General features: G+C 70.5%; 25 protein-coding genes. 8 read left to right on the top strand and 17 right to left on the bottom strand.

All coding sequences use genetic code 11. The features are described from left to right. Positions 1 to 71: 71 nt before the first annotated feature. Positions 72 to 716 carry a TetR family transcriptional regulator gene (locus tag AB0J64_RS03015; RefSeq protein WP_364019670.1) on the bottom strand — a complete coding sequence of 215 codons (645 nt, stop codon included), beginning with the start codon at positions 714 to 716 and terminating at the stop codon, positions 72 to 74. Positions 717 to 816: 100 nt separating this feature from the next. Between AB0J64_RS03015 and AB0J64_RS03010 the strand changes: the two genes are divergently transcribed. The 4 genes from AB0J64_RS03010 to AB0J64_RS02995 are packed head-to-tail and all read left to right on the top strand — an operon-like array spanning position 817 to position 5,011. After that, positions 817 to 1,329, top strand: a complete 513-nt coding sequence (locus AB0J64_RS03010) for a 2Fe-2S iron-sulfur cluster-binding protein (protein WP_364019667.1) — start codon at positions 817 to 819, stop codon at positions 1,327 to 1,329. Continuing rightward, on the top strand, positions 1,326 to 2,303 hold the full coding sequence (locus AB0J64_RS03005) for a xanthine dehydrogenase family protein subunit M (protein ID WP_364019664.1): 978 nt from the start codon (positions 1,326 to 1,328) through the stop codon (positions 2,301 to 2,303). The genes AB0J64_RS03010 and AB0J64_RS03005 overlap by 4 nt, the downstream gene beginning before the upstream one ends. Beyond that, on the top strand, positions 2,296 to 4,530 hold the full coding sequence (locus tag AB0J64_RS03000) for a xanthine dehydrogenase family protein molybdopterin-binding subunit (RefSeq protein WP_364019661.1): 2,235 nt from the start codon (positions 2,296 to 2,298) through the stop codon (positions 4,528 to 4,530). The genes AB0J64_RS03005 and AB0J64_RS03000 overlap by 8 nt, the downstream gene beginning before the upstream one ends. 22 nt (positions 4,531 to 4,552) lie before the next feature. Beyond that, the gene (locus tag AB0J64_RS02995) at positions 4,553 to 5,011 is read left to right on the top strand and encodes a nuclear transport factor 2 family protein (RefSeq protein ID WP_364019658.1); all 459 of its coding nucleotides are present in this window, start codon (positions 4,553 to 4,555) and stop codon (positions 5,009 to 5,011) included. Here the strand turns inward: AB0J64_RS02995 and AB0J64_RS02990 are convergent. From AB0J64_RS02990 to AB0J64_RS02955, 8 genes are all read right to left on the bottom strand, one after another. Continuing rightward, complete coding sequence (locus AB0J64_RS02990) at positions 5,004 to 6,296, bottom strand: ArsB/NhaD family transporter (protein ID WP_364019656.1); 1,293 nt, start codon at positions 6,294 to 6,296, stop codon at positions 5,004 to 5,006. The two genes, AB0J64_RS02995 and AB0J64_RS02990, sit on opposite strands and share 8 nt — an antisense overlap. A gap of 146 nt (positions 6,297 to 6,442) precedes the next feature. Next, complete coding sequence (locus AB0J64_RS02985; RefSeq protein WP_364019653.1) at positions 6,443 to 7,636, bottom strand: site-2 protease family protein; 1,194 nt, start codon at positions 7,634 to 7,636, stop codon at positions 6,443 to 6,445. A 54-nt stretch (positions 7,637 to 7,690) separates the two neighbouring features. Next, positions 7,691 to 9,748: a sensor histidine kinase gene (locus AB0J64_RS02980; protein WP_364019650.1), complete on the bottom strand. Its 2,058-nt coding sequence runs from the start codon at positions 9,746 to 9,748 to the stop codon at positions 7,691 to 7,693. Positions 9,749 to 9,901: 153 nt separating this feature from the next. Then, positions 9,902 to 13,876: an Ig-like domain-containing protein gene (locus AB0J64_RS02975; RefSeq protein ID WP_364019647.1), complete on the bottom strand. Its 3,975-nt coding sequence runs from the start codon at positions 13,874 to 13,876 to the stop codon at positions 9,902 to 9,904. 36 nt (positions 13,877 to 13,912) lie between these two features. Then, complete coding sequence (locus tag AB0J64_RS02970; protein WP_364019645.1) at positions 13,913 to 15,745, bottom strand: beta-L-arabinofuranosidase domain-containing protein; 1,833 nt, start codon at positions 15,743 to 15,745, stop codon at positions 13,913 to 13,915. Further along, positions 15,738 to 16,502, bottom strand: coding sequence for a carbohydrate ABC transporter permease (locus tag AB0J64_RS02965; RefSeq protein ID WP_364019643.1), 765 nt, complete (start codon positions 16,500 to 16,502; stop codon positions 15,738 to 15,740). Before AB0J64_RS02965 ends, AB0J64_RS02970 begins: the two co-directional genes overlap by 8 nt. Then, a complete protein-coding gene (locus AB0J64_RS02960) occupies positions 16,499 to 17,413 on the bottom strand; it encodes a sugar ABC transporter permease (protein WP_364019641.1) in 915 nt (304 codons plus the stop codon). Before AB0J64_RS02960 ends, AB0J64_RS02965 begins: the two co-directional genes overlap by 4 nt. Further along, positions 17,410 to 18,684, bottom strand: a complete 1,275-nt coding sequence (locus AB0J64_RS02955; RefSeq protein WP_364019639.1) for a sugar ABC transporter substrate-binding protein — start codon at positions 18,682 to 18,684, stop codon at positions 17,410 to 17,412. Before AB0J64_RS02955 ends, AB0J64_RS02960 begins: the two co-directional genes overlap by 4 nt. Positions 18,685 to 18,795: 111 nt before the next feature. On the opposite strand from AB0J64_RS02955, the gene AB0J64_RS02950 reads away from it, so the two are divergent. Further along, positions 18,796 to 19,809: a LacI family DNA-binding transcriptional regulator gene (locus AB0J64_RS02950; RefSeq protein WP_364019637.1), complete on the top strand. Its 1,014-nt coding sequence runs from the start codon at positions 18,796 to 18,798 to the stop codon at positions 19,807 to 19,809. 55 nt (positions 19,810 to 19,864) lie between these two features. Further along, on the top strand, positions 19,865 to 20,134 hold the full coding sequence (locus tag AB0J64_RS02945) for a helix-turn-helix transcriptional regulator (protein ID WP_364019635.1): 270 nt from the start codon (positions 19,865 to 19,867) through the stop codon (positions 20,132 to 20,134). A gap of 15 nt (positions 20,135 to 20,149) precedes the next feature. Here the strand turns inward: AB0J64_RS02945 and AB0J64_RS02940 are convergent, their stop codons facing one another. Then, the gene (locus AB0J64_RS02940) at positions 20,150 to 21,088 is read right to left on the bottom strand and encodes a beta-ketoacyl-ACP synthase 3 (protein ID WP_364019633.1); all 939 of its coding nucleotides are present in this window, start codon (positions 21,086 to 21,088) and stop codon (positions 20,150 to 20,152) included. 45 nt (positions 21,089 to 21,133) lie between these two features. Here AB0J64_RS02940 and AB0J64_RS02935 point away from each other — a divergent pair, with 45 nt between their 5' ends. Continuing rightward, positions 21,134 to 21,733, top strand: a complete 600-nt coding sequence (locus AB0J64_RS02935) for a TetR/AcrR family transcriptional regulator (RefSeq protein WP_364019630.1) — start codon at positions 21,134 to 21,136, stop codon at positions 21,731 to 21,733. A 75-nt stretch (positions 21,734 to 21,808) separates the two neighbouring features. Here the strand turns inward: AB0J64_RS02935 and AB0J64_RS02930 are convergent, their stop codons facing one another. The 4 genes from AB0J64_RS02930 to AB0J64_RS02915 all read right to left on the bottom strand — a co-directional run bounded on the left by AB0J64_RS02930 (position 21,809) and on the right by AB0J64_RS02915 (position 22,892). Further along, positions 21,809 to 22,024 carry a hypothetical protein gene (locus tag AB0J64_RS02930; protein ID WP_345001616.1) on the bottom strand — a complete coding sequence of 72 codons (216 nt, stop codon included), beginning with the start codon at positions 22,022 to 22,024 and terminating at the stop codon, positions 21,809 to 21,811. 37 nt (positions 22,025 to 22,061) lie between these two features. Continuing rightward, positions 22,062 to 22,412 (bottom strand): nuclear transport factor 2 family protein, encoded by a 351-nt coding sequence (locus tag AB0J64_RS02925; RefSeq protein ID WP_364019627.1) that lies wholly within the window; start codon positions 22,410 to 22,412, stop codon positions 22,062 to 22,064. A gap of 4 nt (positions 22,413 to 22,416) precedes the next feature. Further along, the gene (locus AB0J64_RS02920) at positions 22,417 to 22,734 is read right to left on the bottom strand and encodes a DUF3140 domain-containing protein (protein ID WP_364019624.1); all 318 of its coding nucleotides are present in this window, start codon (positions 22,732 to 22,734) and stop codon (positions 22,417 to 22,419) included. 77 nt (positions 22,735 to 22,811) lie between these two features. Then, positions 22,812 to 22,892, bottom strand: a complete 81-nt coding sequence (locus AB0J64_RS02915; protein ID WP_357604287.1) for a YdeI/OmpD-associated family protein — start codon at positions 22,890 to 22,892, stop codon at positions 22,812 to 22,814. On the opposite strand from AB0J64_RS02915, the gene AB0J64_RS02910 reads away from it, so the two are divergent. Then, a complete protein-coding gene (locus AB0J64_RS02910; RefSeq protein ID WP_364019936.1) occupies positions 22,860 to 23,837 on the top strand; it encodes a transposase in 978 nt (325 codons plus the stop codon). The two genes, AB0J64_RS02915 and AB0J64_RS02910, sit on opposite strands and share 33 nt — an antisense overlap. On the opposite strand, the gene AB0J64_RS02905 is transcribed toward AB0J64_RS02910, so the two are convergent. From AB0J64_RS02905 to AB0J64_RS02895, 3 genes are all read right to left on the bottom strand, one after another. Further along, a complete protein-coding gene (locus tag AB0J64_RS02905; protein WP_364019621.1) occupies positions 23,834 to 24,019 on the bottom strand; it encodes a hypothetical protein in 186 nt (61 codons plus the stop codon). The genes AB0J64_RS02910 and AB0J64_RS02905 overlap by 4 nt on opposite strands. Further along, positions 24,016 to 24,810, bottom strand: coding sequence for an alpha/beta hydrolase (locus AB0J64_RS02900; RefSeq protein ID WP_364019618.1), 795 nt, complete (start codon positions 24,808 to 24,810; stop codon positions 24,016 to 24,018). The genes AB0J64_RS02905 and AB0J64_RS02900 overlap by 4 nt, the downstream gene beginning before the upstream one ends. Before the next feature lie 354 nt (positions 24,811 to 25,164). Then, the gene (locus AB0J64_RS02895; RefSeq protein WP_364019615.1) at positions 25,165 to 26,181 is read right to left on the bottom strand and encodes a LacI family DNA-binding transcriptional regulator; all 1,017 of its coding nucleotides are present in this window, start codon (positions 26,179 to 26,181) and stop codon (positions 25,165 to 25,167) included. Positions 26,182 to 26,222 lie beyond the last annotated feature (41 nt).

Here is a 26,222-nt window from a genome sequence, read left to right as displayed (position 1 = left end):
AACCGACATCTATGACATCAGGCACCGACAGTTGACAGCACACTCACCGACAGCCGACGGCTGCCCGAAGCTCAGTCCTCCCTGAGCGTGGGGAGCCCGGCGAGGAACGCCTTGAGCGCGCGGACGAGGGTGGAGAGGAGGTCGGGGCAGGCCGCGGCGATGTCGGGCTCCTGGGCGTACAGCTCGGCGAGTGTCGGCGAGGGGTTCGACACCGGATAGAGGGCGCCGGCCAGGACGCTGGCGGCGGAGACCAGGTCCACGCCCTCCCCGTCGCGAAGGCCCGTGACCCGGGCGACCTGCTCACTCAGGTCGGCGACGACGGCCAGGACGGCGCGCTTGAACACACGGGCCGCCTCGACGGACACGTTCTGTTCCAGGGTGCTCGCGGTGTGGCCGAGGAGGTCACAGAAGAGCGGCCGGTCCGCGAGCGTCTCCGCGAGGATCACCGGGACGTCGCCGGAGACCTCGAGCCGGGCGGTGACGGCCGCCGCCCACTGGCGCCACTCCTCGGCGGCCAGGATCAGGAAGATCTCCTCGCGAGTCCCGAAATATCGCATGATGTTGGACTTCGCCAGTCCGACGGCCTCCGCGACCGCACCCAGGCTGACGTTGCGCACGCCGGAGTCGACGGCGAGCTCGCGCGCGGCCGCGAGGATCGCCTCGCGCCGCTGCTGCTTGTGCTCCGGCCGCCTGGCCCGGAGGAATGCCCGCGTCATGTCGCGCCCCAGCATAGCCACCCCACTTTAAAGAACAACGTTCTCTTGTTAAGGAAACACCGTTCTGTTAGCGTCAGGGCTCCGGACAGAGGGGGAAAGAGTGACCCGAATACGGATACGGGTGAACGGCGTGGTCGAGTCCCTCGACATCGAGCCGTGGGTGAGCCTGCTCGACGCCCTGCGCGACCACCTGGGGCTGACCGGCCCGAAGAAGGGCTGCGACCAGGGCGCGTGCGGCGCCTGCACAGTCCTCGCGGACGGCGTGCGGATCAACGCCTGCCTGGCCCTGGCCATGCAGTACGCGGACAAGGAGATCACCACGATCGAGGGGATCGCCAAGGACCGCGAGGACACGCACCCGATGCAGCAGGCGTTCGTGCGCCATGACGGGCTCCAGTGCGGTTACTGCACCTCGGGCCAGATCTGCTCGGCCGTCGCCATGCTGGCCGAGCACGCCGCGGGCATGCCCAGTTCCGTCACCTCGCGCCAAGGGGGCACGCACCTGACCGACGACGAGATCAGAGAGCGCATGAGCGGAAACCTGTGCCGCTGCGGCGCCTACAACGGCATCCTCGACGCCATCAAGGACGTCGCCGCGCAGGAGGCGCCATGAGGCCGTTCGCGTACGTGAAGCCGCTCGACATCGCCGAGGCCGTGGCAGCCGTCGGTCCCGGCACGAAGTTCCTGGGCGGCGGCACCAACCTGGTCGACCTCATGCGCGAGGGCATCGAACACCCCCAGACGGTGATCGACATCACCGGGCTGCCGCTCGACGAGGTGGACGAGCTGCCCGACGGCGGGCTGCGGATCGGCGCGCTGGTGCGTAACAGCGCCCTGGCCGCCGACCGCCGCATCCGCGCCGCCTACCCGGTCCTGTCGCAGGCGATACTCGCCGGAGCCTCGCCGCAGCTGCGCAACATGGCCACCGTGGGCGGCAATCTGCTGCAACGCACCCGCTGCCGCTACTTCTACGACCAGGCGTACGCCTGCAACAAGCGCGAGCCGGGCGCCGGCTGCGACGCGCTCGGCGGGTTCACGCGCGGGCACGCCGTCCTGGGCGTGAGCGAGAGCTGCATCGCCACGCACCCCTCCGACATGTGCGTGGCGCTCGCCGCCCTGGACGCCACGGTCACTGTCACGAGCGTGCGCGGTACGCGGCGGATCCCGCTGGCGGACTTCCACCTGCTGCCCGGCGACACGCCGCAGGTCGAGACCGCGCTGGCCGCGGACGAGCTGGTCACGGCGGTCGAGCTGCCGCCCGCGCCGGTCGCGGCCAACTCCCGTTACCGGAAGGTACGCGACCGGGCGTCGTACGCGTTCGCCCTGGTCTCCGTCGCGGCGGCGCTGGACGTGCGGGACGGGACCGTGACGGCGGCCCGGCTGGCGCTGGGCGGCGTCGCGACCAAGCCGTGGCGCGCCCACGAGGCGGAGCGGATCCTGGTCGGCGGTCCGGCGACCGAGGAGGCGTTCGGCCGCGCGGCCGAGGCCGAGCTGGCGTCCGCGACCACGCGGCCGGGCAACGCGTTCAAGGTCGGCCTGGCCCGCGCCACGATCGTGGCCACGTTGAGGGAGCTTTCGGATGAGTGAGAAGTATGTCGGCCGCCCCGTCGACCGGCTCGACGGCCGGGCCAAGACCACCGGGCAGGCCCGCTTCGCGGCCGAGCACCCTTACCCGGATCTCGCCCACGCCGCGCTCGTGCACGCCACGATCCCCCGGGGCCGCATCACCGCCATCGACACCGAGGCGGCGCGGGCCGTGAAAGGCGTGATCGACGTTCTCACGCACGAGAACGCCCCCGCCATGAAGCCTCCGCCCTCCCAGAGCCTGCTGAACCCCAGCACGCTGGTCATCGGGACGTCGGTCAACTATCTGGCCACGGACGAGGTGCACTGGAACGGCCAGCCTGTGGCGGTCGTGGTGGCCGAGTCGCCCGAGGCGGCGCGGCACGCGGCGGACCTGGTGCGGCCCACGTACGAGGAACTGCCCGCCGTGGTGGACTTCGCGGCCGAGGAGCCGAACGCCACCCCGCAGAAGAGCAGCGCGATCCGGCCGGCGGCGACGGACAAGGGGAACGCCGAGGCGGCGCTGGCGGCCGCGCCGGTCTCGGTGGACCTGCGCTTCACCACGCCACCGCACAGCCACAACGCGATCGAGCCGCACGCGACGACCGCCGTGTGGGACGGCGACCGCCTGACCGTGCACGAGAGCACGCAGAGCATCGCGTGGCTGCGCAGCCACCTCGCGCAGCGGTTCGGCGTCCCCCAGCGGAACATCCGCGTGCTCTCCCCCTACGTGGGCGGCGGGTTCGGCGGCAAGGGCTCGGTCTGGGCGGGCACGCTGCTCGCCGTGCTGGCCGCCCGGGCCACCGAGCGCCCGGTGCGGCTGGCGCTCACCCGGGCGGCCGTCTACCACACGGTCGGCGGCCGGACCCAGAGCACCCAGCGGGTCGCGCTGGGCGCCGAGTCCGACGGGAAGCTGACCGCGCTGATCCACACCAGCGTGGCCAGGACCGGCCGCGTCGGCGGCATGCCCGAGCAGATCACCGCGGCCTCCCGGCACCTGTACGACTCCCCGAACATCCGCCTGCGCCAGAGCCTCGTCCGGCTCGACCTCCTTCCCAACACCTTCATGCGGGCCCCCGGCGAGTCCATCGGCACCTTCGCCCTGGAGTCGGCCGTGGACGAGCTGGCCTGCGAGCTGGGCATGGACCCGATCGAGCTGCGGATGCGCAACGAGCCGGCGCGCAACCCGGTGGACGGCAAGCGGTTCGCGAACCGGATGCTGCGCGAGGCGTACGAGCTGGGGGCGGAGCGGTTCGGCTGGCGTGAGCGCGATCCGCGGCCCGGCTCGATGAGGGACGGGCGGTGGCTGGTCGGCATGGGGGTCGCGTCGGCGTACCACCCGTCGTTCCAGCTCCCGGCGAACGTCACCGTGCGGCTGGGCGCGGACGGCGGCGTCGTGGTGCGATGCGCCCTGCAGGAGATCGGCGTCGGCGCGGCGACCGCGCAGGCGCAGATCGCCGCGGACGAGCTGGGGGTGCCGCTGGAGTCGGTACGCGTCGAAGTCGGCGACTCCGAGCTGCCGGAGGGCCCGATGGCGGGCGGCTCGGGACAGACGGCGAGCGCGGCGGCCGGCGTGATCGAGGCCTGCCGCAAGCTGAAGCGCTCCGCCCTCGACCTGGCCCGGAAGTCACCGGACTCCCCGCTGCGCGGGGCGGCCTCTCCGGAGGCCCGGGACGGCGGGCTCTACCAGGGTTCCCGTGGGGAGACGTACGCGGCGATCCTGACCCGCGCCGGTCGCGACCACCTGGAGGCCGCGGCCGGGATGGGCATGCTCAGGTTCCTGGCGAAGACCGTCCGTGACCAGCGGCGCTGGGTGAAGGCGGCGTGCGGGGCGCAGTTCTGCGAGGTGCGGGTGGACCGGGACACCGGCGAGGTACGGGTGTCGCGCTGGGTGGGCGTGTTCGACGTCGGAAGGGTGATCAACGCCAAGACGGTGGCCAGCCAGCTGCGCGGGGGCATCGTGATGGGCATCGGTCTGGCGCTGTCGGAGGAGACGCTGATCGATCAGCGCACCGGGCGGGTCGTGAACGCGAGCCTGGCCGAGTACCACGTCCCCGTCCACGCCGACATCCCGCGCATCGACGTGCACTGCCTGGACGAGCCCGACCCGACGATGCCGCTGGGGCTGCGCGGGGTAGGCGAGGTCGGAATCACGGGAGTCGGCGCAGCCGTGGCGAACGCCGTGCGCCACGCCACGGGCAAGCGGGTCCGCGACCTGCCGATCATGATCGATAAGCTGCTGCCGCTGTGAGAATCCCCGCTTGGAGGAGATCATGTCGAAGCCGCCGGTCCCGCCGTTCACCGAGGAGAGCGCCCGCGTCAAGGTGCAGGCCGCCGAGGACGCCTGGAACACGCGCGACCCCGACCGGGTCGCGGCGGCGTACACGGAGGACTCGGTGTGGCGCAACCGCGACGAGTTCGTGACCGGCCGCGACGAGATCCGGGCCTTCCTGCGCCGGAAGTGGGACAGGGAGCTGGACTACGCCCTGCGCAAGGAGCTGTGGGGCGTGCTCGGCAACCGCATCGCCGTCCGCTTCCAGTACGAGTCGCGCGACGTCACCGGCCAGTGGTGGCGCAGCTACGGCAACGAGCAGTGGGAGTTCGACGAGTCGGGGCTGATGCGGCGCAGGGAGGCGAGCATCAACGACGTGCGCATCGAGGAGGGCGACCGCCGCATCTTCGGCCCGCGCGGTGACGACGAACGCGGCGTGGACGTGCTCCCCCTCAGGTGAGGTAGCGGAGCCACAGGTACGGCACCGACAGCGCCACGGTCACGAACGTGACCACCAGCCCGTACTTGGTGAACTGCCAGAAGCTGATCGGGGTGCCGTTGCGGGCGGCGATGCCGAGAATGACGACGTTGGCCGCCGCCCCGACGGCCGTGGCGTTCCCGCCCAGGTCGGCTCCGATGGCCAGCGCCCACCACAGCACCTGCGCGGGGCCGCTGCCCCCGTTGGCCTGCACGAGGTCGGCCACGATGGGGCTCATGGTGGCGACGTACGGGATGTTGTCCACGACGGCGGACAGCCCGGTCGAGACCCAGAGCAGCAGCATCGTGGTCAGGCCGAGCTGCCCGTGGGTGGCCTCCGATGCGGCCTTCGAGATCTGGCCGATGACCCCGGTCTCCACCAGCGACCCGACCATGACGAACAGGCCGGCGAAGAACACCAGCGTCGGCCACTCGACCTCGCGGATGGCCTCCTCGGTCGACACCTTCGTGGTCGCCACCAGCACCCCCGCGCCGAGCAGGGCGACCACGGACGGCGCGTAGTGCAGCACGGGATGCAGCACGAACGCCGCCATCACGAGGGCCAGCACGGCGAGCGCCTGCCACAGGAGCCTGCGGTCGGCGATGGCCTCCCGCTCGTTCAACGTCATGATCTCCGCGGCCCGCTCGGGGTCGTACCGGAACGACTCCCTGAACAGCCACCTGCACAGCCCGACGAACACCACCACCAGCACGACGATCAGCGGCGCCATGTGGACGAGGAAGTCGTTGAAGGTCAGGCCGCCGCGGCTGGCGATGATGATGTTCGGCGGGTCGCCGACCAGCGTGGACGCGCCGCCGATGTTGGACGCCATGGCCTCGGCGATCAGGAACGGGGCCACGGGCGCCGACAGCCGCTCACACACCAGGAAGGTCACGGGGGCGATCAGCAGCACGGTGGTCACGTTGTCCAGCAGTGCGGAGGCGGACGCGGTGATGACGATGAGCAGCGCCATGAGCCTGAACGGCCGCCCTCTGGCCCGTTTCGCCGCCCAGATCGCCAGATACTCGAATATTCCGGTCTGTTTCAGGACGCCGACGATGACCATCATGCCGAGCAGCAGGAAGATCACATTCCAGTCGATCCCGGAGTGCTCGTCGAAGAACGCCGCGCCCGCGTCGGTGGCGTGGATCAGCAGCATGATCCCGGCGCCGCCGAGCGCCGCGGCGACCCGGTGCACCTTCTCGGTGGCGATCAGCGTGTACGCGCCGAGGAAGGCCACCACCGCCACCCACGCGGTGACGGTCATGAGGCCTCCGGAACATCGGCAGTCAGGCACGGCGGAACGATCGCCGACCAGACTTCCCGGCACACCTGCCGATAACCTATCAAAGCACGCAGACGGCACCGGGCCGCCGCCCGCGACCGGCGATCCTGCAAGCGACTGCAGAACGCTCAGGCGGCGTCGCGGTGATGGCCGTGGTAGGGCGGCGCGAGGTCCGTGCCGCGCGGCCCCGAAAGCGCGCTGCGCAGATCGGCCGTCTGGACCGTCCGGCTGATGTCCGTGGGCGTCAGCAGCCCGACCAGCCGTCCGGCCGGATCGAGCACGACCGCCCGCCCGTCGGCGCGCCCCGGCATCCTGGCCAGCAGGTCGGTCAGCGGCTCGTCGGGCCTGGCCTGCGGCACGTCCTGCGGAGGGCGGGCGATGTCCGCGAGCCGTACGGTGTCGCGCAGCTCCGGCCGCACCTCGCGGATCCGGTTGAGCGTCACCATGCCTTGGAAGGACCCGTCCACACCCACCAGCGGATATGTGGACAGCCGGTGCCGCAGCACCACCCGCTCGACGAGCCCGGACACGGTCTCCTCCGGCGAGGCGACCACCGGCTGCGCCGTCATCGCGTCCACGACGCGGATCCCGCGCAGGGCGGTGCCGAGCCGGGTCTGCTGCTCCTCGGCGGTGGCGGCGCTCACCAGGAAGAGGCCGATCAGCCCGAACCACAGCCCGTCGAGGCTGCTCCCGGTGGCCACCTGGAGGAATCCCAGGATGATGAGCACGTACCCGAACCAGCGTCCGGCCCGCGCGGCGGTGATCGCCGCCCGTGCCCGGTCGTGCCAGCGCATCCACAGGACCGCCCGCAGCACCCGCCCGCCGTCCAGCGGCGCGGCCGGGATCAGGTTGAAGACGGCGAGCAGCACGTTCACCACGGCCAGGTACGCGAACACCCCCGCCACCAGCGACGCGCCCGAGACCAGCCCCGCGCCCAGCCACGCCGCCCCGAACACCAGCCCGGCGACCAGGCTCGTCGCCGGCCCCACTACCGCGATCCGCAGATCCGCGCCTGGCGTACGCGGCTCGCCACGCAGCTCCGCCACCCCACCCAGCAGCCAGAGCGTGATCCGCTCCACCTCGATGCCCTCGCGCCGCGCCATGATCGCGTGCGCCAGCTCGTGCGCGAGCAGCGAGCCCATGAACAGCACGGCCGCCACCAGCCCGGCCAGCAGGTAGACGGGCAGGGAGTGGCCGGGGAAGATCGCGGGGAAGCGCCCGTAGGCCAGCCCGACCACCAGGATCGCGACGATCACCAGCACGCTGACGTTGAGCCCCACCTGCACGCCCTTGATGCGGCCCAAAGGGATCGATGAACGCATCTCGGCCTCCCCGGGGATCGACTCCCCCTGGCCAACTGCCCGCAAAGGCGCGTCTCAGGCCACCTCACGCGCGGTCAGGAGAGGGAGCATGACCTCCACGCGCGTTCCCGCGCCGGGCTCGCCGTTGACCACACAGATCCCGCCCAGCTCCGCCGCGCGCTCGCGCATCGATCCCAGCCCCACGCCCGCCCGATGCGCCTCGGGCAGGCCCTTGCCGTCGTCGGCGATCAGCACGCGCAGCACCGACCGCTCCCGCTGCAGGACGATCCGGGCGGTGGCGGCCTGGGCGTGCCGCCGGACGTTGGTGAGGGCCTCCTGGACGATCCGGTAGACCGCCACCTCGACGGCCGCGGGCAGCTCCGACAGGTCTCCCTCCACCTCGACCTCGGCGGGCGGCGAGGACTGCTCCGCCAGCTCCCCCACCGCGCGGACCAGGCCCAGGTCGTCGAGCGCGGGCGGGCGCAGGCCGTACACGAGCTCGCGGATGTCCCCCGTGACCGCGCCCATGCCCGCGTGCAGCTCGCGCAGCAGCTCGTCGGCCGCCTCCGGGGACTTCTTCAGGCTGAGCCTGGCCATGTTGATGGTCATCGCCATGGCCGAGAGGGTCTGGCCGAGCCCGTCATGCAGGTCGCGGCGCAGGCGGCGGCGCTCCTCCTCCCTGGTCGTCAGGATGCGTTCCCTGGAACGTTGCAGGTCCGCGGCCATCCGCACCGCGTGCGCCACGTCCGCCGCGTACGGCGTGAGCGTGGCCAGCACCCGCTCGTTGTGCGCGGCGGGGAAGCGGCGCGGGCCCGGCGGACCCACGAGCAGGCGGCCGACGCGCTCCCCGTGCCAGATCAGCGGCACCTCGCGGACGTCGGTGCCCACCCGGCCGCTCTCGATGTAACGGGGCTCGCCGTCGGCCACCTCCACGGCCACGCCCTCGACCGCCAGTCCGTCGCGCAGCACGCTCACCACCGAGGTCAGCGCCCTGGACGGGTCGCCGCGCCGCAGCGCCTGGGTCAGGCGCTCCGCCAGCATGCCGGGGTCGCCGACAGCCCCGTACAGGAGCCGGTCCACGGCCCGCTGCAAGGCGCGCCGCAGCGGCTGGAAGAACGCGCCGGCGAACAGCGCGGCGACGACGCTGGCCACCTGGCCGTAACCGGAGACCAGCAGGCTCGACAGCGCCCCCGCGCCGAAGTAGACGGCGCTGATCACGGCCACCACCCCGGCGGCCACGAAGGCCCGGCTGATCACCGTGTCGATCCCGTAGAGCCGGTAGCGCATCACGGAGAACGCCGTCGCGACCGGGATGAGCGTCGCCCAGCCGATCGCGATCCACGCGACCTCGGGCACGAACGCGGTCACGATCAGGAAGAGGATGTACCCGGCGAACGCCAGCAGCGGCCAGCCGATCTGCCGCCTGGTGACGGAGTCCGCCCGCCGCAACCGCACGGCCAGCGACAGCGCCGCCAGCGCCATGGAGACGTAGATCCCCGTCCAGGCGATCATCGAGACCGTCTCGGCGTACGGCGCGAGCTCGAGAACCTGCAGCGGGTTGGGGATGGCCCGCGGGTACGGCGTGTGAGCCGGCGGCACGCGGAGCACGGCGCGCAGGAAGTCGGTCGTGATCGAGGCGAAGCCCAGCAACAGGGCCCACCGCCAGCGAGGAGAGGGCAGGCGGCCGTCGGGCGAGTACAGCGGCAGCACCATCGTGAGCGTCACGCCGCACACCGCCCACCCGAGCTGGGCCGGCAGGCGCATATAGCCCGCGAAAAGCAACTCTCCGTCGGCGGCGGCGCGGAACATCAACGCCTGCGAGAGGTCGCTGATCGCCGCCGCGAGGCCACCCGCGCACATGAGCCACGCCAGGTTCAGGCGGGGGCGGTGGAAGAGGAGGAAGGCTCCCACCGCGGGGAACGTCAGACCTGCGGACGTCTGAGGGCTCACCGTCCTGGCGGGCGTCCACTCGTCGGGCAGCCCGGCCCAGAGCGCCACCGCGACCACGATGAGCAGCGGCGACAGCACGGCCATGGCGATGGCGGCGGCCCGCACGGCCGTCACTCCAAAGGCTTCGTCCCCGACCGTATCCCCGACGGCATCACCGGCGGTGTCGGCGAATCCCCCAGCCATTCTCCTCGCCCCGCCCTTCCGATGCCAGGTACGCCTCCCGTTGAAGAGGATTATGACCGCTTTATCGGGATAAACGTGCCAAACGTTTCGGCGCGCGTGGAGACCCTGCCCCGGCCCGCGATCCCGCAGAGGCCAGGGCAGGGAGCCGAGGGGCTACTCCACCGTGACCGTGGCCTTGGCGGCGACGGTCGTGCCCGGCACCTGGCCGCTCACCGTGAACGTCCCTGGCTGGGCGTACTTGTCAGGGCTGATCGCCTCCCAGGTGACCGCCACGGAGCTGTCCTTCGACCCGTCGTTGTACGTCGCCACGACGGTCCCGGGCAGCGAGGGGGCGACCCCGGCGCGGGTCGTGACCGCCTCCTCCGCGATCGAGGTGATCGTCACCGCCGACGTCGTGCGGACGTACACCGTCGCCTGGGCGGGCTGACGCACGCCCTCGGCCAGCCCGGCGACGGTGAAGCTGGTGCCGCCGGTCTTCACCTGGTCGGCCGTCACCTGCTGCCAGGTGACGGCGGCCGAGCTGCGGGCGCCGTCCGCGTACAGGGTCTCCACGGTGGCCGGCAGCTTGGGCAGCGCGCCGACCAGGGTGGGGACGTGCACGGGGCGCACGGAGTCCGGCGGGACCTCGTAGGCCTTGACCTCCAGCAGCCCCACCGACGCCCCGTCGGCCTCGAGCTGCACGCGCAGCTTGGAGGTCGTGACCGTGTCGAACGAGACGGCGTTGTAGGCGTCGACCGCCTTGGGGTACGAGGCGACGCCGGTGACGTCCTCGAACGAGTCGCCGTCCCACTGCTGGATCTTCCACGAGGCGGGCAGGCGCACGCCGCCGCCGTCGTCGAAGAAGTACACGTCGGCCTTGTTCAACCGCACCGGCGACGGCCATTCGAGCTGCACCCACTGCGTGCCCTGCTGCGGCCAGGTGCCCCAGCGCGGGTTGGACCCGTCGTTGGAGCGCGGCGGGTCGATGCCGTCGTTGATCGCGGCGACCTTCTCCCACGGCGAGGTGTAGGAGGCGGTGGGCGTGGCCTTGGGAGCCACGTTCACCTGCGCGGCCTGAGCCGTCGCGGCGACGGTCACGGTCGTCGAGGTGCTCTTCGCGCCGTCCGAGGCGGTCAGCCTCAGCCGGTACGTGCCCGGCTCGGAGAACGAGACGACCGTGCTCGTGCCCGTCGGATCGGTGAAGAACACCTCACCCGGACCGTCGACCTTGGCCCACTGGGTGGTGAGCTTGCCCGACGGCAGCGCGTCGTCCTTGGCCACCGCGTCGATCCTGGCCTGGCCGGGGCGGCTGAAGGCGGGATCGACGACGGTCACCACGTACGGGGCCCGGTTGGAGACCGAGCGGGCGTCCGCGCCCGTCCGGTACACCTGCACCTCCTTCAGCCCCGTGGCATACCCGGGCCGGTGTGTGACCAGCACCCGCAGCTTCTGCGCCGTGACGGCCGGGAAGCGCACCTCGTTGAGGTTGGCGCGGGGATGGACGGGTTTCCTGGCCTGGTCCGGCACGTCCTTCCACGTGTCGCCGTCCTGGTACTGCAGCTGGTAGAACGCGGGCTCGCTGTACCCGGCCGCCTTGCGGTCGTTGAAGAAGTACAGCTTCACGAGGTCCACGGGCCGGGCCGAGCCGAGGTCCACCTCCAGCCAGTCCTGCTCCTTGCCCGAGCCCTTGCTGCCCCAGTACGGCTCGTTGATCGTGAACCCGTCGGCCGCGCCCGCCGCGTCGCCGAAGGAGGCGGTGGCGGACTTGACCAGGTTGGGGCGGTCGGAGCGCAGGTCCACGCCGGCCTTCTGGAACAGGTCCTCGACGCGGTCGCCGGTCAGCTTGACCTGGGCCGGGGCCTTCATCGACCCGGCCTTCTCCGAGTGGACGACCTGGCCGCCCTCGACCTTGCCGGTCGCCGGGTCCCACACGGCGTGCGCGAGCCCGGACAGGGTGACCTTGCGCTTGCCGTCGATCAGGATCGAGTACCCCTCGGGCACCCCGGCGTAGTGCCTGGTCCCGTCGCCCGGCTTGTCCCAGACGATGGTCAGGTCGCTGCCCCGGTAGTTGATGCCGTTGACGGTGAAGTGGTCCCAGCCGATGTCCACCGGCCAGAGCTCGACCTTGCCGTCCGAACGCGGGCGCAGGCCCATGACGTCCTCGATGACCGTCCAGTTGCTGCTGCCCAGGATCGTGTGGTGGATCCAGGAGCGGTAGCCGATGCTCTTGGTCGCGGGGTCCCAGTCGGCCCAGAACTCGTTGGCGTCGGGGTAGCGGGTGTCGCCGCCGATGTACTGCGACCAGGCGTTCCAGTACAGGAGCTGCTTGTACTGGTCGGCCGTGATGTACGGCGAGGTGTACTGCCGCAGCGCCTTGGAGAACAGCGCGAAGTTCCGGGTGGAGTTGATCTGGGAGAAGTTGTTGGAGCCGGGGTTCCCGGCGGCCGCGGCCTCCGCCTTGTCCTTCTGGTTGGCTGTGTACGCCGGAAATATCGGGTACTCCGCGGGGTCGGTCCACAGCCGCAGCGCCTCCCGGTACTTCGGGTCGTCCGTCGGTACGAGCCCGGTGGCGTACGGGATGTAGTTGTTCGACTCCTTCCACGGGATCAGGTTGCCCGTCTGGAGGTCGCGGTGCTTGAACAGCTTGTCCTTGTCGTCCCAGAGCAGCGTGAGGATGCCGTTCTTGACCTTGTCGGCCACACCGCGCATCTCCACGGCCTTTGCCGAGTCGCCCGTCAGCTCGTACGCCTGCGCCGCCGCCATCGCGTTGGCGTACACGTACGCGCCTTCGAGCCGCTCGTTGGCCCGCCCGTAGTAGTGGAACGACACCGCGTCGGCGTCGTTGCCGGTCATGTACTCCCGGTCGTACTCGATGACCCCGTTCTTGTTGGAGTCGTACGCGTTGAGCTGGCCGTACACGTCCTTCTCCGCGTAGCGGGCGAGGTTGCGCAGGATCGACGGCTGCCCGCCGTGGATCTGGTAGCTCTCCAGCGCCGAGGCCGAGATGTACTGCGTGTAGCTGTTCGACCAGTTCTCGGGATCGCCCGGGTTGTCGGTGTACTTCGAGTTACGCGAGACCTCGCCCACCGACACCCACGGTCCGTACGAGTAGATCGGGTCGCGCAGGTACTTGAGGTCCTGCAGGAACATCGGCACGGTCAGCACGATCGCGTTGTTGTAGCCCAGCGCCCCCTCGACCGAGGTCGGGAACTGGAAGTCGTTCCCGGGGATGTCGGCGTCGAGGAAGTTGAAGCGCATGAGCCACCAGCGGTAGTACACGAACTTCTTGATGTTCTCGTCGGGCACGTCGATGTAGGGGAGGTTCTCGGCCCACCAGGCGTTGTAGTCCTGGAGCTGGCGGCGCAGCGCGTCCTGCGGCGAGCGCCCCTTGTAGCCGTCGTACTCGGCCCGCGACCCGGACAGCTCCTCGGTGACGAAGCCCATCTGCACCTTGGTCCGGACGGTCTTGCCCGGCTCGACCGTCACCGAGCCCTTCAGGGTGCCGTCGGCGACCTTCAGCCCGTCACCGCTGAGGCGGGGGAAGATCGTGGTCAGCCGGTTCTTGGCGAACACCGCGCCGGTCAGCTCCCGGTCGCCGTCCGCTGTCCTGGTGTAGGGCGAGGTCACGGTGATCGGCACCGAACGCGCGGCAGAGCCGGTGTTGGTGATCTCCAGCGTCGTCACGGCCACGTTCTCGTGCGTGATGAACTTCTTCACCCCTACCGACAGCCCGTCGCCCGCGTACTGGCCGGTCCAGTGGCTGGGCATCTGCAGCCGCTTGGCCACGTCCTCTTTCAGCTCGCTGCCCAGCGAGATCTCGTACGCGCCGCGGTTGTCGATGCTCTCCCAATAGGCCACGTACCCGCCGAAACCGATGACCGACGGATCGTGCTCCTTCATGAACAGCGCCCGCCCGCGCGACATCAACCACGTGCCCGCCGGATCGTCGCCCGGCCGGGCCAGCATGCGGTCGATCCAGTACGAGTCGCCGCCCTTCTCCTTCCGGTAGATCTCGTCCATCATCTTGCGCGGGTGGTACGCCACGGGCTCGGCGGGCACGGGATCGGCGCCGGTGAACACCGGCATGCCGAGGCCGTCCTGCGCGGCGTACGAGGGTGACGCGGCAAGCGAAGCTGTGAGCGTTAACACAGCCAAGCACACCAACGGTTTACGCACTTGCCTCTCCTAGATCGGTAGCCAGACCCGCATGGTCGCGGGGCCGCGGTTCCCCCACCGGTGGTAGGGCACCAGCCGGAGCGTGACGTCGGTGCCGCTCGCCCGCCCATGGGAAGCGGGCGCGTACGGCCAGCCGTCTGGGGCGCCGGACCCGAGCGACGCCTCGACCTCCAGCTCCACGACGCCGTCCGCCGCGCGCTCCACGGGCGGCTGGACCCGCGCGGTCAGGTCGCCGAGCGGCGGCTCGTCGCCCACCGACTCCGCGCAGTAGACCAGCGGCCCCCGCTCCACCGCCGCGCTCCCCCGCAGCGCGTCGATCCGCCGGTCGGGGTACGTCCACCGGGGCGCCATCGGCAGTTCCAGCCGGATCTCGTCACCGGCCCGCCACGGACCCTCGACATAGGCGTAACCGGGATCGACGGGACGGACCGCCGGGCTCTCCTCCAGCGGCGCGTCAGGCGAGGACGCCGGGACGCGCGCGAGCGTGGCCTCCGTGGCCCAGGCCGGGACGCGCAGGCCGATCCGGCCCTCGCCGCCCTCCAGCACCCGGACGGTCACCGAGCCGTTCCACGGGTAGCCGGTCTCCACCCGCACCGCCAGCCCGTCGTGCCGGATCTCCGACGGCGTGTGGTGGTGGATCTGGATGCCGTCGGCCGACGAGGTCGCGAGGTAGGCGGGCAGCGATGCCAGCGTGCGGGCGATGTTGTGCGGGCAGCAGGACACGTCGAACCAGGGCGAGCGGAGCCCGCCCTCGGCGGCGTGGTTGACGCCCTCGAGCGGCGTCGCGGGCACCCGCACCTGCAGCGGGTTGGCGTAGAAGAACGACTTGCCGTCCAGCGCCACCCCCGTGGCGAGCATGTTGTACATGGTCCGCTCGGCCAGGTCGGCGTACCGGGCGTCACCGGTGGCCAGCAGCAGCCGGTGCGCCAGCATGATGGAGGCGATGCTCGCGCAGGTCTCGTTGTAGGCCCGATCCGGCGGCAGCTCATAGTCGTCGCCGAACGACTCGTCGATGTGGCGCGAGCCCATGCCGCCGGTCAGGTGCGTGCGGCGGGCGATCGTGCGCTCCCACTGCGCCTCGACCGCCTTCAGCAGCTCCTGGTCGCCGGTCTCGACGGCCACGTCGACCACGCCGGAGGCCAGGTAGAGAGCGCGCACCGCGTGCCCGCGGAACACCTGCGCCTGCCTGGCCGGCATGTCGTCCTGGTAGTAGGCGCGGCCGAAGGGGATGTCGGCGAGCGCGGGCAGTCCGCGGCGCTCGACGAAGCGGCGGGCCATCTCCAGGTAGCGTTCGGTGCCGGTGACGCGGTAGAGCTCGACGAGCGCCATCTCGATCACGGGGTGCCCGCAGGTCTCGGTGCCCTCCATGAAACGGCGGCAGACGTGGTCGGCGGCCCGTACCGCCACCTGGGTCAGCCGGTCCTCGCCGTGCATGCGCAGCCGGGCGACCCCGGCCTGGATGAGGTGGCCGTAGCAGTAGAGCTCGTGGCCCCACTCGAAGTCGGTGTAGCGGCTGCCGGACCAGCGGGTGTTGATGTAGCCGTCGCCCTCCTGCGCCTGGGCCACGGTCTCGGCCAGCGCGGGCAGCCCCGGATGGTCGGCCCAGGCCATGGCCTCCAGCAGCTTGTAGGTCTCCGAGTCGCTGAACTCCCGGCCCCTGCGGGGACGCACCCCCCGGAAGTTGGGTATCCAGCCTTCGCGCTCCTCCCATTCCACGCAGTGGGCGATGGTCACCTCGCTGTTGAGCGCGGCCCGGTCGCCCCAGAAGCCGGGGTTCAGCCGTACCTTGTCGAGGCCGAGGGGGGACAGGACGCCCGATGAGGGCAGGACAGGGTTAGCCACGCAGAGCTCCTGACATGAATCCGCGCACGTAGTGGCGCTGCAACACGATGAAGAGGATGAGACAGGGGATGGCCATGACCATGACGCCGGCCTGGAGCATGCCGTAGTCGATCGCGCCGAACGTGTGCTGCGTCATGCTGACCACGGCCACCGGCAGGGTGAACGAGGAACCGTCGTTGAGCAGGATCAACGGGGCGAAGAAGTCGTTCCACGAGGCGAGGAACGCGAACAGGCCCACCGTGATCAGCGCGGGCCGCACGGCGTGCAGCAGGATCCTGGCGAACGCCCTGAACGTGCCGCACCCGTCGACCAGCGCCGCCTCCTCCAGCTCGCGCGGCAGCGCCTCGAACGCGTTGCGCATCATGAACAGCGCGAACGGGAGCTGGAACATGACGAACACCAGCGACAGGCCGACGAGCGAGTTCTGCAGCCCCAGGTAGCCGAGCAGGACGTAGAGCGGGATCAGGATCGTCGCGTACGGCACCATGAGGATCGCCAGCGTGGCCAGGAACAGCACGTTCTTGCCCGGGAAGTCGAAGCGGGCGAAGCCGTAGCCACCGAGCGCGGAGATCACGAGCGTGCCGGCCACGGTCATGACCGACACCAGCACGCTGTTGGTCGCGTACGTGCCGAGCCCCTCGCCGAAGCGGGCCATCTCCAGGTAGTTCGACGGCTCCTCCAGCGAGGCGTAGCCGCTCCACACCAGCGGGAACAGGAACAGCACCGCCAGGGCGGACAGCGTGAGGTACCGGCTCATCGCAGCCTCCGCATCATCACCGTGTTGAGCCCGACGAGGGCGACGAGCAGGACGACCGAGAGCGCCGCCGCGCCGCCGAGGTCGAAGCGGAAGAACGCGTCCCGGTAGACGACCATGACCATCGAGACCGTGCTGTTGTCCGGGCCGCCGTTGGTGAAGACGAAGAACTGGTCGAAGGCCAGCAGCGAGCCCGTGACGCTGAGGATCAGCATCAGCGCGAGCGTGGGGCGGAGCAGCGGCAGCGTGATCTTGGTGAACACCTGCCAGCGGTTCGCGCCGTCGCTCCTGGCGGCCTCGTACACCTCGGTCGGGATCGCCTGCAGGCCGGTCAGCAGGATGAGCATGTTGAATCCGGCGAAGCGCCACAGCACCAGCGCGATCGTCGAGAACAGCGCCATGTTGGGCGTGCCGATCCACTTGACCGGCTCGCTGGTGATGTGCAGCGCCTGGAGCAGGGGGTCGATGGGGCCGAAGTCGTTGTTCAGCATCCCGTAGAACAGCAGGCCGGCGGCGGCGAAGCCGACGGCGCCGGGCAGGAAGAACGCGGTCCTGAAGAAGCCGATGCCCGGCCTGCGGTCCTGCACCAGCAGAGCGAGGCCGAGCGCGACGGCCGACAGCAGGACCGTCGTGATGGCGGTGTACTTCAGCGTGAAGAGGACCGCGTCGATGAAGAGGGGGTTGTCGCCGATCTTCAGGTAGTTGTCGGGGGCGTTGAACGTGGCCTGGCCGAGCAGGGGCCAGCGGTTGAGCGACATCCAGACGACCAGCGCCAGGGGCGCGATGAAGAGCACCCCCACGATGACGGCCGTCGGGGCCGCGTAGAGCCAGCCCTGGACCTTCCTGCTCCGCCACCGGGCGGACGGCGTGGTGTGAGCCGGCCGCCGCCCGGATCGCGTGATCGTCAAGGTCATTGCTGCAGCGACTTCGTGATCTCGGCGTTGAGCTGGGGAACCTTCGAGGCGTCACCGAACACGGCCTCGCGGGCCATCCGGAGCCACGGCCCCTGCGGGTCGTTGAACGTCTGGCCGAAGCGCAGCGCGTACGGCGTCTGGCCCTTGGCCACCAGCGAGTTGATCAGCACCACGCGCGGGTCCTCGGCGGAGTACTTGTTGCTGGCCAGGTCGGTACGCGCGAGCACGTCCTTGTTCTTGGCCATGACCTCGACCTGGGCCTCGTCGCCGACCGTCCAGGACAGGAAGTCCCAGGCCGCGTCGGGGTTCTTGGAGGTGGCGGAGATGCCCACGGAGTCGCCGCCCACGAACGTCGACTCGCCGCCGTCGGGACCCGCGATCGGGGTGACGCCGATCTTCATGTCCTTGGGCATCAGGCCGAGCGTGGTGGAGGGCATCGGCATGACGCCGATCTCACCCTTGGGGAAGAAGCCGGTCCAGGTCGGGCCCTGCTCCTCCTTGGCCGTCGGACCGGTGACCTTCTTCTCGTACAGGTCGCGCCAGATCTTGAACACATCGGTCATCGCGGCCTGGTCGTTGAGCGACTGGGTGCCCTCGGCGTTCATCACCTGGCCACCGGCGGCCCAGACGGAGGGCCAGAACGTGAACACGTAACAGCCGCCGCAGTTGCCGCCGAAGAACGTACCGTGAACCTTGCCGTCCTTGCCCAGCTTCTCCTGGATCGTGGTGGCCTGCTGGGCGAACTCCTTCAGCGACTTCGGCCCCTTCTCCGGGTCGAGCCCGGCCTTCTGGTACAGGTCCTTGTTCCAGAACCAGACCGACAGGTCGAGGGTGTGCGGAAGCGTGTACTGCTTCCCGTCGAGCGTGCCCAGCTTCATGTGCGAGGGCGCGAGGCCGTCCTTGAACGGCAGCTTCGCGATCCTGTCCGTGATGTCCATGAACAGGCCCTGCGAGGTGTAGTTCGGGACGAAGATGACGTCGGCCGCGAACACGTCGGGGAGCTGCTTGGCACCGGCCGCCGCGGCGATGCGCGGCTGGTAGTTGTCGGTAGGAATGACGGTGAGCTTCACCTGGATGTTCTTGTGACTGGTGTTGTACGCCTGGACCAGCCGCTCGCTCTGCGCCTGGGTGGCGGCGCGGGTCCACATGGTGATCGTCACGGGGCCTTCCGACGGCTTCGCGCCCCCGCCGCCTCCGCCGCCGCTGCCGCAGGCCGCCGCTGTGAGCGCTAACACGCCGAGTAGGGAGATCCCGGCCAGCCTTCGTCTCATGATGTGCTCCTGGACTTAAAGGTTTTCGGAAACGTAGAAGAAACAAGAGTCCATGTCAATGGGTGCTAGGGTTCTAGGCAGTTCACAGGTGACCGAAAAGGGTTTCGAAACATGGCGAGTAAGCGGGCGACCATCTCCGATGTGGCCTCGCTGGCGGGGGTCTCGATCGCCACGGCGTCCAAGGCACTGAACGGGCGCCAGGACGTGCGGGCGGCGACGCGCGAGCGCGTGCTCGCCGCCGCGGCGGAGCTCTCCTTCCAGCCGAACGCCCTGGCCAGGGGACTGATCTCGGGGCAGACGCGCACGGTCGGCCTGCTGACCTCCGACAGCGTCGGCCGGTTCGGCATCCCCGTGCTGCTCGGGGCGGAGGACGCGTTCGGGGCCGGCGAGATGGCCGTGCTGCTCTGCGACGCGCGGGGCGACGCGATCAGGGAGCAGCACCACGTACGGGCGCTGCTGTCGCGCCGCGTGGACGGGCTGATCGTGGTGGGCGAGAGCACGAACCCGCGGCCGTCGGTGAGCAAAGAACTGCCGATCCCGGTGGTGTACGCCTACGGCCCGTCGGAGGATCCGGAGGACGTGTCGTTCGTGCCGGACGACGTGGGCGCGGCGGCCATGGCCGTCAACCACCTGCTGGCCATGGGCCGCCGCAGGATCGCCCACATCACCGGGCCGACGCACTACAAGGCGGCACGCGACCGCGAGGAGGGCCTGCGCCAGGCGCTCGAGGAGGGGGGCGTGGCGCAGGCCGGGCAGACGCTCTCGGGGCCGTGGTCGCAGCGGTGGGGGCGGCACGCGGCCGAGATGCTGCTGATGGCCGAGCCGGAGATCGACGCGGTGTTCTGCGGGAGCGACCAGATCGCGGCCGGTTTCGTGGAGGCGGCCAGGGAGCGCGGACGCCGGGTGCCGGACGACATCGCGGTGGTGGGCTACGACAACTGGGAGGTGCTCTCCACGGAGACCCGGCCCGCGCTGACCACGGTGGACATGAACCTTGAACTGCTGGGCAGGACCGCCGCCCAGCACCTCTTCGCGGCCATCGACGGCAGGGCGACGCCGGGGGTGCACAAGATGCCCTGCCAGCTCGTCATCCGCGACTCCACCTCCCCGCCCGGCATCTCCTGACCCTCGCCTCTACCAGCCCAACATTTCACCATGCGCTATTGAATGACAGCAAAGCGTGACAGCATGGGGCCTATATAGCATCAACGCAGAGGCCTATGAAGCCGCACGCCTTGCCTATGAGCTGGGTAAGACCGTCAGGGCGATGCGCGAAGGACGGGGATGGAGCCAGAACGATCTGGCACGTGAGGCGGGAATGACCCAGTCAGCGGTGGCGCGGTTCGAGGCCGGCGGCACGATACCGACGTTGCCGGTCCTGGAGAGGCTGGCACACGCTATGGACGCGGATGTCGAAGTTCGTCTGACGCCGCGCGCTCCGGCCGCGTGACCCGGCCGCGCGCCGTCAGGGGCAGCGTACGATCATTCCCGCGTAGGACAGGTTGCCCCCGAAGCCGAAGAGGAGCATCGGCGCCCCGCTCGGGACCTCGCCCCGTTCCAGCAGCTTCGACAGGGCCAGCGGCACGCTCGCGGCCGAGGTGTTGCCCGAGTCCACGACGTCGCGCGCCACGATCGCGTTGACCGCGCCCAGCTTGGCCGCGAGGGGCTCGATGATGCGCAGGTTCGCCTGGTGGAACACCACCGCCGCCAGGTCCTCCGGCCGTACGCCGCCGCGCTCGCACGCCCGGCGGGCGATGTCGGGGAGCTGGGTCGTGGCCCACCGGTAGACGGTCTGGCCGTCCTGGGAGAAGCGGGTCGGGGTGCCCTCGATGCGTACGGCGGTGCCGAGTTCGGGCGCCGAGCCCCACACCACCGGGCCGATCTCCGCCTCGGCCGCCGCGCTGACCACCGCCGCCCCCGCCCCGTCGCCGGTCAGCACGCACGTGGTCCGATCGGTCCAGTCGGTGACCGCCGTCATCTTGTCCGCCCCCACGACCAGGGCGTTGATGGCCGCCCCCGCACGGATGGCCTGGTCGGCCAGCGCCAGGGCGTGGGTGAAGCCGGAGCACGACACGCCGACGTCCATGAGCGCCGCGCCCGGCACGCCGAGCCGGGCGGCCACGCGGGAGGCGACGTTGGGGGCGCGCTCGGTCTGCGTGCAGGTGGCGATGAGCAGGAGATCGATGTCGGACGCGGCCAGGCCGCTCGCCGCCAGGGCCTTCGCGGCGGCGTGCCCGGCCAGGTCGGCCACGCTCTCGTCGGTCTCGGCCACATGTCTGGTACGGATGCCGACCCGCTTGCTGATCCACTCGTCGCTGGTGTCCACCATCGCCGCCAAGTCCTCATTTGTCAGGATTTTGGCTGGTTGATAGTGGCCTGTGGCGACAAGTCGTGATCCGTTCATGGGCGGACTATAGCAACCGAACGTTCGGACGCTAAAGTGCCGGGCATGAGCCCGCGCAAGTCCGCTGCCGAAGCCCTCAGCACGCGTGCGGCCATCCTCGACCGCTCGGTCGCCATCGCCTCCGCTGAAGGGCTCGAAGGGCTGACCATCGGCCGCCTCGCCCGCGAGCTGGGCATGAGCAAGGCGGGCGTGCTCGGGCACTTCGGCTCCAAGGAGGCGTTGCAGCTCGCCGTCCTCGGCAGGGCCGGGGAGATCTTCCGTGCCGAGGTCTGGGAGCCCGCCATTCCCGCCGCGCCCGGCCTGGCCCGGCTGCGGGTGCTCTGCGAGACGTGGATCTCGTATCTGGAACGGGAGGTCTTCCCCGGCGGGTGCTTCTTCGTGGCCGCGGCACACGAGTTCGACGGCAGGCCGGGGCCGGTGCGGGACGCGGTCGAGTCCCTGTTCGACGCCTGGCGCGGGCGGCTGCGCAAGGAGACCCGGCGGGCGGTGGACGCCGGGGAGCTGCCGGAGCGGACGGATCCCGACCAGCTCGTGTTCGAACTGCTGGGCACGGCCATGGCCCTGAACCACGCCATCCAGCTGCACCGCGACCCGCGGGCGCCGGAGCTCGCCCGCCGCACCCTACAAGCCCGCCTGAGCCCCTAGCCTGCCCATCTCGCGGCACAGCGTCATGCGCCCGGCCGCGTCCTCCGTAAGGGCGACCGGGAGCCGGGCCGTGTGCTAAGCGCCCGCCGACAGCCGTTCGAAGAGTGCCACCGCCGCTTCCCGGACCTCGTCCGGAGAGACGCCGTCCAGCGTCATCCGGGCGTGTGAGATGTCGCGGGTCGTGGCAAGCGTGATGGCCACGGACGAGGCGGCGGCGTGGTCGATCGATCCCGTCGGGGCGGCGTCAGCCAGTTCCTGGGCGCTCGCGGCGAGGTCGAGGTTGTCTCTCAACGGATCTCCTCGGATGAAGACGGTTCGGCCCATTGCATCATTTGACGTCCTGTCGCATCCACCATTCGGTGAATTCCCGGCATCGGCCGTCGGGTACGAACCTGATCACCCACAGGTTACTGTACGTTTTGTCCGGATATGAAGTGACCCCCTGGATAACGCTCACGTCATCGGCCACGGTCACCGGCTGCCACTCGAACGTGGCCTCACCTGGCTTGTCCCGCCGCCCCAGCCACTGCGAGACGATCTCGTCACGCCCCCGCCAGGGCGGGACGTACGGCTCGGTGTAGTAGACGGCGTCCTCGGTGAAGAGCGCGGAGATGTCGTCGGGGTCGTTGGAGTTCCAGGCGCGTACGTACCCCTCGATCCACGGGCGCGGCTCGACCATCGGCCTATCCTCTCAGCGGATCGTGGCCCACGGACATGAGCTCCCGCCGCGACTCGTCGTCCGTCCGCTCGCCCAGGGTCTCGACGAGGTCCACGACCTGGCGCATCAGCTCGACGTCGTCCTCGGTGAGGTCGCCCTTCCGCTTGCTCAGGACGTGCAGCACGCCGCGCCCCAGCCCGTCGATGCCCAGGTCGGGGTCGGGCGGGAAGCCGTCCTCGCCGGAGGCGTCGGCCAGCAGGTACGCGCGCAGCTCCTCGGAGTTCATGTTCACCAGCCGGTGGAACTCGTCCCACAGCAGGTCGGTGTCAAAGCCCTCAGTCATGGTGGCCGCATACCCGCCGAACACGGCGTTACGCGCCTGTCGCCGGGTCGCACGGGACCCAAGCTGGGCGAACGCCCTCAGCCGATGCCGTCGGCGAGCTTGGCGACCGTGTCGGCGACGCGCCGCTGCCTGGTCTCCGGCTTCTTGGCGCCCTCGATCGGAGATCAAGGGCGCGGACCCCTGGCTTCAGCCATGGGGGTGAGCCCTTCTGTCGAATCCGCCTCACCCGCCCACTCGGCGGCAGGGTCAAGAACGCCACCGTCAGCCAGGACGGCCCCCACTGGTATGTCAGTTTCCTCGTCGAAGACGGCGTGGTCACACCGCAGCGGCACGACAAGCCGGGCAGCGCGGTCGGTGTCGACCGAGGTGTGGCCAAGGTCGTCACCCGCTCCGACGGGCTCTTCCACCACCAGGTCTTCGCCCGCGGACGGGAGGTCGAACACGCCGCCACGCTCCAGCGTCGCCTGGCCCGCACCCGAAAGGGCTCCGCCCGGCGCAAGCACGCCGCCGCAAAGCTCGGCAAGGCGCTGGCGAAGGTACGGCGCCGCCGCGCTGACTTCGCCGCCAAGACCGCCCACACCTTGGCCACGAGTTTCGAGCTGATCGTGTTCGAGGCCCTGGCGACCACGAACATGACCGCCGCCGTGGCACCCAGACCAGACCCCGAACAGTCGGGCGCGTTCCTGCCCAACGGGGCCGCGAGCAAGTCCGGCCTGAACCGGTCCATCCTGGACAGAGGCTGGCACCGAATCGAGCTGGCCACCCGCAGCAAGGCCCGCTACACAGGCACCCACGTGATCACCGTGAACCCGGCGTACACCAGCCAGACGTGCAACGTGTGCACGGTGGTGGATCGGAAGTCCCGCCAGAGCCAAGCGGTCTTCCGGTGTACCTCGTGCGGCCACACCGAACACGCCGACGTGAACGCCGCCAAGAACATCCTCACCGCCGGGAGGGCGGAGCACGCACCACCCGGACCGGGTGCGCGGGCTGGGGCGCGCAAACCACGCAACCGCGTGGGCCGGAAGGCGAACCGCCAAGCAACAGCAGCTCAGGGCCACGCTACGGCGAGCCCCGAGCTGGCTGGAATCCCCCTACTTTAGTTCGTGGGGAGCGCTTCAACTGCAGCACGTACCGCCTCTTGCGCGAATAGGAGAAGCTCTCGAAGAATCGTGACCGTCACCCAGGGCCGCTTCCCGCCGCCGAGCCCCTCGACGACCTCGGCGGGGACCTCGAATCCCGTGGCCGTCTTGCCGCCCAGCTCGATCGTGGCGCGGAACCTCATCGGAAGAACCCCTCCAGCACGGGCGCCAGCGCCGCCGGCTTGACGATGTGGGTCTGGCCTTCGAGCGTGCGGTGCTCGGCATTGGGCAGCAGCTCGGCCAGCGACCTGGCGGCGTTGCGGATCCACGCCTGGCTCTTGCCACCGTCCATGACGAGCGTGGGGGTCTTCACGGAGGCCCAGCTCGACGCCGGGTACGGGGTGCCCTGCTCGTACGGGACCACGAACGCCGCGTCGTACGGGAGCGTGTGCGCCACGGCCTTGAGCGTGGACCAGGCGGGCATGAACCGCATCATGGCCACGACCACCGCCGGCAGGCCGACGCCCTTGCGCATGAAGTAGCGGATCGCGTCGGCGCTGCGGCCCTCGGCCACCAGCTCGTCGAGCCGGCGCTCGTAGTCGTCGGGGATGGGCGGGCGGCTGCCGTCCACGATGAACGGCGGCTCGTACAGCGCCAGCTTCTCGACCGGCAGCCCGCTCTCGACGGCCGCCAGCGCCACGGCGGCGCCCGACGACGTGCCGTACAGGCGGACCTCGCCGCCGGCCTCCGCGACCAGGGCGGCCAGGTCCTCGGTCTCCCGCTCGGGGGCGAAGGGCCTGGTGTCACCGCTCTCGCCGCGTCCGCGCCGGTCGTAGGTGTAGACCGTGAAGCTCCCGGCCAGCGCGGTGGCGAGGCCGGTGTTGATGCTCTGCCCGCGGTAGCTCATCGCGCCGTCCACGAGGATGACCGGCGGGCCCTGGCCTGCGCGGGTGTACGCGATGGAGGTGCCGTCCGCCGAGATGACCTTGCTCATGATGTCCTCCGCTCTCTGAGGATGAGAGTATGTGCCGACAAAAAAAATTGTCAAGGTGCGGCCGGCGGCTCGGGTCACGGTTCGTGTCATTTCGTATCTCGTTTAGGTATAGGGGTACTCAGACGGCCTGCCCCGAACTCCGTCATGGTTGGAGCCGTCCCGGCGCGGGGGACGCGGGGGCGGCTCCGGGGGGGCGTGCCGCGAAGGAGGGGACGGCACGTGCCGCGGGTGCGGGACTCGGCGGTCTGCCAGCCGCCCGGCTCCCACCCGCGGCACGTGCCGGGACGCACCCGGCTCGCGCCCACGCAGGGGGCGCCGCACGGCCGATGGGCGGGCAGCCTGGGAGGCGGAGGTCTACGTACCGGAGTGAACGGGACCGGTGCTGCCGCGCGGCGTGAGCACCGCCGCCTGGTCCTCGTAAGGGGGCACGCTCTCGCCCGCGATCAGCGCGAGCAGCCGCTGGGCGGCGTGCGCGCCGTACGCGGGGATGTCGCGGGTGAGCGCCGTCAGCGGCGGCCGGACGACCTGGGCCAGCGGCGAGTCGTCCCAGGCCACGATGGACAGGTCGCGCGGCACCTCCACCCGCATCTCCTGGGCGACGGACAGGCCCGCCACGGCCATGATGTCGTTGTCGTAGACGATCGCCGTGGGGCGGTGGGGGGAGCTGAGCAGCCGCCTGGTGGCCCTGGCGCCCTCGTCGCCGGTGTAGTCGGTGTGCACGGTGACGTGCTCGGCCACGCCCTCGCACGCCTGGGCGAACGCCTGGTCGCGTACGGTCGTGTGCACCAGCTCGGGCAGCCCGGCCACCCGCGCGATGCGGCGGTGGCCCAGCGCCACCAGGTAGCCGACGGTCTCGCGCACCGCCTCGCCGTCGTCGGACCAGATGGCCGACAGCGAGCCCGACTCCGAGGGATGGCCGATGACCACGACCGGCATGCCGAGCTGCTCCAGCTCGGCCACCCGCGTGTCGGAGTAGTGCAGGTCCACGAGGAACACGCCGTCGATCCGGCTCTCACCCCACCAGCGCCGGTAGACCTCGCTCTCCTGCTCGTGGCCCGTGACGACCTGGAGCAGCAGCGCGTAGGAGCGGTCGGCGAGCACGCCCTCGATGCCGCTGATCAGCTCCATGAAGAACGGCTCGACGCCCAGGATGCGCGCGGGACGGCAGAGCGCGAGGCCGACGCAGTTGGCTCTGGCGCCGTTGAGGGCCCGCGCCGCGCTGTTGGGCTGCCAGCCGATCTCCTCGGCGATGGCCACGATCCTGGCCCGCGTCGCCGCCGACACGCCCGGCTGCCCGTTGAGCGCGTAGGAGACCGCCACTTTGGACACCCCGGCCCGGCTGGCGATGTCGGCGATCGTGGGTCGCTTCACGGTCTCCCTCTCTGAACCGGATAACCCTCATACTCTAGGGC

Origin of the sequence: Nonomuraea sp. NPDC049695 (assembly GCF_040674955.1) — a bacterium.
GTDB classification, from domain to species: Bacteria; Actinomycetota; Actinomycetes; order Streptosporangiales; family Streptosporangiaceae; genus Nonomuraea; species Nonomuraea helvata.
Note: the sequence above shows the minus strand (reverse complement) of the source record. Positions and strands in the feature narration are given on the sequence as shown.

Bases quoted from the DNA above. Each gene is read 5' to 3' on its own strand.
- AB0J64_RS02965 (WP_364019643.1), bottom strand. From the start codon at position 16,502: ATGAGCCGGTACCTCACGCTGTCCGCCCTGGCGGTGCTGTTCCTGTTC.
- AB0J64_RS03000 (WP_364019661.1), top strand. From the start codon at position 2,296: ATGAGTGAGAAGTATGTCGGCCGCCCCGTCGACCGGCTCGACGGCCGG.
- AB0J64_RS03015 (WP_364019670.1), bottom strand. From the start codon at position 716: ATGACGCGGGCATTCCTCCGGGCCAGGCGGCCGGAGCACAAGCAGCAG.
- AB0J64_RS02905 (WP_364019621.1), bottom strand. From the start codon at position 24,019: ATGAGGTTCCGCGCCACGATCGAGCTGGGCGGCAAGACGGCCACGGGA.
- AB0J64_RS02950 (WP_364019637.1), top strand. From the start codon at position 18,796: ATGGCGAGTAAGCGGGCGACCATCTCCGATGTGGCCTCGCTGGCGGGG.
- AB0J64_RS02925 (WP_364019627.1), bottom strand. From the start codon at position 22,412: ATGGTCGAGCCGCGCCCGTGGATCGAGGGGTACGTACGCGCCTGGAAC.
- AB0J64_RS02960 (WP_364019641.1), bottom strand. From the start codon at position 17,413: ATGACCTTGACGATCACGCGATCCGGGCGGCGGCCGGCTCACACCACG.
- AB0J64_RS02920 (WP_364019624.1), bottom strand. From the start codon at position 22,734: ATGACTGAGGGCTTTGACACCGACCTGCTGTGGGACGAGTTCCACCGG.
- AB0J64_RS02900 (WP_364019618.1), bottom strand. From the start codon at position 24,810: ATGAGCAAGGTCATCTCGGCGGACGGCACCTCCATCGCGTACACCCGC.
- AB0J64_RS02940 (WP_364019633.1), bottom strand. From the start codon at position 21,088: ATGAACGGATCACGACTTGTCGCCACAGGCCACTATCAACCAGCCAAA.
- AB0J64_RS02955 (WP_364019639.1), bottom strand. From the start codon at position 18,684: ATGAGACGAAGGCTGGCCGGGATCTCCCTACTCGGCGTGTTAGCGCTC.
- AB0J64_RS02935 (WP_364019630.1), top strand. From the start codon at position 21,134: ATGAGCCCGCGCAAGTCCGCTGCCGAAGCCCTCAGCACGCGTGCGGCC.
- AB0J64_RS03005 (WP_364019664.1), top strand. From the start codon at position 1,326: ATGAGGCCGTTCGCGTACGTGAAGCCGCTCGACATCGCCGAGGCCGTG.
- AB0J64_RS02995 (WP_364019658.1), top strand. From the start codon at position 4,553: ATGTCGAAGCCGCCGGTCCCGCCGTTCACCGAGGAGAGCGCCCGCGTC.
- AB0J64_RS02990 (WP_364019656.1), bottom strand. From the start codon at position 6,296: ATGACCGTCACCGCGTGGGTGGCGGTGGTGGCCTTCCTCGGCGCGTAC.
- AB0J64_RS02985 (WP_364019653.1), bottom strand. From the start codon at position 7,636: ATGCGTTCATCGATCCCTTTGGGCCGCATCAAGGGCGTGCAGGTGGGG.
- AB0J64_RS02980 (WP_364019650.1), bottom strand. From the start codon at position 9,748: ATGGCTGGGGGATTCGCCGACACCGCCGGTGATGCCGTCGGGGATACG.